Source organism: Thalassoglobus neptunius, from assembly GCF_007859735.1.
GTDB lineage: Bacteria > Planctomycetota > Planctomycetia > Planctomycetales > Planctomycetaceae > Thalassoglobus > Thalassoglobus neptunius.
Genome location: NZ_SIHI01000107.1, coordinates 1 through 4,320, shown reverse-complemented (window position 1 = coordinate 4,320; position 4,320 = coordinate 1). Strand labels below are relative to the sequence as shown.

General features: G+C 53.9%; 5 protein-coding genes and 1 pseudogene. 5 read left to right on the top strand and 1 reads right to left on the bottom strand.

The features are described 5' to 3' along the window. Positions 1 to 162 carry an integrase core domain-containing protein gene (locus KOR42_RS28050; RefSeq protein ID WP_390620856.1) on the top strand — a complete coding sequence of 54 codons (162 nt, stop codon included), beginning with the start codon at positions 1 to 3 and terminating at the stop codon, positions 160 to 162. A 567-nt stretch (positions 163 to 729) separates the two neighbouring features. On the opposite strand, the pseudogene KOR42_RS25800 reads toward KOR42_RS28050, so the two are convergent. Beyond that, positions 730 to 1,509, bottom strand: a pseudogene (locus KOR42_RS25800) (RNA polymerase sigma factor); the annotation flags it as partial. Between the two features lie 34 nt (positions 1,510 to 1,543). On the opposite strand from KOR42_RS25800, the gene KOR42_RS25795 reads away from it, so the two are divergent. The 4 genes from KOR42_RS25795 to KOR42_RS25775 all read left to right on the top strand — a co-directional run bounded on the left by KOR42_RS25795 (position 1,544) and on the right by KOR42_RS25775 (position 4,100). Then, complete coding sequence (locus tag KOR42_RS25795) at positions 1,544 to 1,765, top strand: hypothetical protein (RefSeq protein ID WP_146512677.1); 222 nt, start codon at positions 1,544 to 1,546, stop codon at positions 1,763 to 1,765. Positions 1,766 to 1,774: 9 nt separating this feature from the next. Continuing rightward, on the top strand, positions 1,775 to 2,182 hold the full coding sequence (locus KOR42_RS27595; RefSeq protein ID WP_231741141.1) for a hypothetical protein: 408 nt from the start codon (positions 1,775 to 1,777) through the stop codon (positions 2,180 to 2,182). Between the two features lie 1,182 nt (positions 2,183 to 3,364). Next, a complete protein-coding gene (locus tag KOR42_RS25780; RefSeq protein WP_146512674.1) occupies positions 3,365 to 3,748 on the top strand; it encodes a hypothetical protein in 384 nt (127 codons plus the stop codon). Continuing rightward, positions 3,714 to 4,100: a transposase gene (locus KOR42_RS25775; RefSeq protein ID WP_390620927.1), complete on the top strand. Its 387-nt coding sequence runs from the start codon at positions 3,714 to 3,716 to the stop codon at positions 4,098 to 4,100. Before KOR42_RS25780 ends, KOR42_RS25775 begins: the two co-directional genes overlap by 35 nt. Positions 4,101 to 4,320: the final 220 nt, after the last annotated feature.

Sequence of the window (4,320 nt, the reverse complement as noted above, 5' to 3'; positions counted from 1 at the left end):
ATTCAGGACTGGCGGATGACTTACAACCACCGCCGTCCGCACAGCTCTCTTGGAGGGTTGACGCCTGCCGAATTTTCGACTCAGTGTGCTTCCGTTCCAGAGAAGGTTCCGCCTACGGCTCCACCTTCTCCTCCACTCCAGCACACTGACTTACTTACCTAACCCCAACTCTCATAAGCCTGGTTCAAACTTCGGGGGCATTTCATACTGCGACTGAGACGTTTGACAGTCAGGAAGAGTAGTGACGCGGCACACAGCAGGATCATTGCCCAACGCACCGTCGCTGCCGTAGAGATTGATATTCCCAGCACGGTCCACAGGGCAACGTAGGCTGCCAGACAAGCCGGGCATTTCGGAACGAACGCCAGCAACTCTCGAACTCCAGCCTTTGAACGCTCAGGAATCCCACGTGTTGAACTGCCACAGCATTCGTTCATCGGTCAAACTCCCGTCAAATTCGTCGTTTTCAGCCAATGAAACTGCCACTGAATCAGGCAACACCATTCGCATTTCACAAGCAGTCGAACCGCTGGACTGCGAATCGACAGGTGTGTCGCCTATTTTTCTGAACGCTGAAACTCCTCCCACCATGCGCGCATAACGACTGGACACGCAAGAGTGTACAACGAGGACGATCCGGTGCATCCGAATGGAAACGATGGGATTCGTCGAGCAAGAGCGATCGGAGCAAAACCGACGGGGCGTCACCCCGTTTGAGAGGCTGGCTTTTCACTCGTGAGAAATGGCGACATCGAGTGTGCTGATTTTCTTGGCGAGAAAACGCCGTTCGGGTTTCTGCTTGGCGAGTGCCAACGCTTGCTCGAACGCTTGTTTCGCTTCGGTGATGCGTCCGAGCTGCCTCAAGAATTCGCCGCAGGCTGAATGGGCCAGATAGTAGTCAGTCAAGTCCCCACGACCGAGGATATTTTCGACAAGGTCAAGTCCAGATTGCACACCGTCTCTTTTGGCCACTGCGACTGCACGGTTAAGTTCTACAACCGGCGATGGTGATGCTCGTAACAGTACATCGTAGAGGCCGACGATCTGACGCCAGTCTGTCTCATCTGGCCTGCCAGCGTCGGCGTGGACTGCGGAGATGGCCGCTTGAAGGGTGAACGCACCCAGCCAGCGCGATGCCAGCGAACGCTCGATGAGTTCCTTTCCCTCGTCGATCAGCACGCGATTCCACTGACTGCGGTCTTGATCTTCGACAAGAATGATGTCGCTATTGGCATTTGTACGGGCTTGTCGTCGCGACTCATGCAACAACATGAGCGCCAACAGACCCATAACTTCCGGATCAGGTAGCAGTCCCAGCAACAATCGTGCCAGTCGGATTGCTTCGTCGGAAAGGCTCGCCCGCGTGTGTTCGTCACCGGCTGACGCCGAACAACCTTCGTTGAACACCAAATAAATCACCGACAAGACCGAGTCCAGTCGTTCTGGCAAATCGGTACGCGCCGGAATCACGTATGGGATACCAGCGTCGCGGATTTTCGCTTTGCCACGCCGGGTGCCACTGCTGGCTTGTCCAGCAGTGGCAATGGGTTCTCAATGGGGGAGACAAAACTCCGGTGGAAGTCGTGACAGCTTCGGAAGTCCTGAATCAGGTGTCCTCTCCGGAAAGACCAACTGTCTGGCACTGGACCATTTCCAGTCAACAGGCAGGGTGGCATTGCTCGATCAAATCGAAGGGTGCCATCTCCTCGCTGGCGTGGACATGCCGTTCGCATTCGCTGACGAAACGATCAGGTATTCATGGTGAAACTTTTTCATGTTTCTATTGGTGGCCGTTACTATCGAAGGAAGCGACGCTCCGATCGACATCGACGAAACTCACAAACCGGTCAACGTTCCTGGAGAGCAACCTTCCGGATTCGTCGATGGCGAGGTTACCGGAATCATTGTACATCCGCGACGGGTGCGTCGTCATCCCCTCTTCAATCGTGGAGAGCGAGCCGCGGCAGGAGGTGAGGACGGGGAGCAGTCCCTGACGTGCTGGTATCATCGACAGCCTCTCTCACCATCGCCGCTCAAAAGACAGATCCTTCAAAGCGATCCTGTTCCACTCGAGAAGGTGATCGACTTGAAGAAGAGAAAACGAAATTCGCCGTCCGCTTTGTCGACGTTCGCGCAGATCAAACGAATCATTCCGTCAAACATGAAGTCGAAGAATCCTTGATCACATCCATGTCGATGCGCATCTGCCAAAAAAAGCGATGCGCAGACGGCAACAGTAAAGTCATCGACACTGAGGTCGTCGACGAGCATCGACGACAGCAACTCGCTCATGGCAAACGTGACCTCCTCCCATTCACCTTTGAACGTACCGTAAAGAGGTGCTCTGACATCGCCCACAGTAAGTTCTCCGGCATCAACTCCACACTCATCCAGTATTCTCCGAGCTAGCCGTTCTCCATCTACACGCCGCCCAAAGAGTTTCTCGAACATAATCCGTATAACGTCAGATGACGCGGTACAATCAGACATCGCTTTGAACCACTAAAGAGTCAATTCGGATTTCCCAGTAACACTTGGCAGGGTGGCATTGCTCAAGCGAATTGCGGGGTGCCATGTCCTCGCTGGCGTGGACATGCCGTTCGCATTCGCTGACGAAAGGATCAGGTATTCACGGTGAAACTTTTTCATGTTTCTATCGGTGGCCGTTACTACCGAAGGGCCGATGTGCCAATCGACATCCACGGCACTAACGAACCCGTCAGCGTCTCAGGAAAGTTACCTTCCAGATTCGTCGGTGGTGAGGCTGCCGGAATCATGATACTTCCGCGACGGGTGCTTCGTCATCACTCTTCGATCGTATCGAGCAACCCCGTGAGTTATTCGTCTTCACGATCTCCGTGCTGTTGTGCTCGAAACGGTGTTCGACGTGTTCAAAGTTGGACAGAAGCATCATACGACTTCTCCGTGCAGGAATGACTTTGCGCCAACCGCGACCGGGCATTCTCGCCATGCCCACGCGAGCGAGGGATTGGCACCCGTGCTGAAGACTCCGCAAGCGAAGAAATCGACTGAAATCTGAGGTCTCCAGTAATTCGGAATGCCATTCCGTATCGTAGTAGATCACACACACTGAAGTAGAGTTGCTTTGTTGAAAGGTTGCCTGGACGTTTTGATTGAGATGCGCTACGAGACTGGGCACGAGCAAGTCATCACGGACGAATGTGTGGTTGGAAGTCGCGTCGCTGTCGATGCGGACCGCTCGCAAGGACATGAATTCGTACTCGCATCGCATCAGCCCGCAGAAAGACACTCAGGCTCAGTTGATGACCGGCCTGGTCTTCCAAGCCTATTTGAAGACAACATCTCGCGGCGTCATTGAGATCCTGGAAACGTCCGAAGCACTTTGCAAACCGATGGGAATTCAGAAGCTTCCGCATTATTCGACGTCAAGAAGTTCACCGATCGTCGCGACACGCCCCACATTGTGGTCTCCATGCTTCTGGAAATTGTCTGTCAGTTCGACAACGAATCCGAAGAGGCGGCGATCGATTCGACAGGGATGGAGTCGACTTCTGCGAGTGCTCATGACGTCGCTCGGAGTGGAAAGCAGAGGAAGAAATACGTAAAAGTTTCCGTGTGTATGGTGGCGAGTTCCCTGCTTCCCAGCAGCTTGGCAATCATCTGGGGACCAAGCAACGACAAAACAGAAGCGGGCGAAGTCCTGGCCAAAGCGAGCAACGTGAACACACCAGATCGGCTATTTTGCGGATGCCGGCTACGACGCTGAATGGGTTCATCAATTTTGCCGGGAAGACTGGCAAGTGAAGAGCATCATCAATCCGGCCGTGCATCGCTCGGATGGTGGGATTAACGGTGAATACCGATCTCAGATGACCAAGGGCAATTTGGAGAACATGAACTCCGGACGACGCTGGCTGGTCGAAAGTTTCATGAGCGGACTCAAGCGGACCACGGGTGGAGCCCTCAATGCTCGGACCGAGACGGGCCTGTTCCGCGAAGCCGCGTTCCGAGTCCTCGCCTACGCGGTGGCGTTCGCCGATCAGGAACTCGCTAAACACATTGCAACAGAGCTAGGTCGTATCTACATTCTTTGCGGTTGGATAACTATTGCCCAGTGAGCTGGATCATGATTCCCAAGGCTTCCTCAATGTTGAAGATCAAAACACTCGATCGATCGTGAAGCGTATTTGGGCGTATCCAAAGGTCTGAGAGCCTATCCGGAATCCTCTTCATGCTGTAAGTCGGTATTTGAACGGAGCTTGGTTGGGTGAAGGAGCTAAGCGGCGGAGCATGCGACCAATGGAAGCCACATAGATCATGGCTTCGCTCGATTTGGTG

Bases quoted from the DNA above. Each gene is read 5' to 3' on its own strand.
- KOR42_RS25795 (WP_146512677.1), top strand. From the start codon at position 1,544: ATGGGTTCTCAATGGGGGAGACAAAACTCCGGTGGAAGTCGTGACAGC.
- KOR42_RS27595 (WP_231741141.1), top strand. From the start codon at position 1,775: ATGTTTCTATTGGTGGCCGTTACTATCGAAGGAAGCGACGCTCCGATC.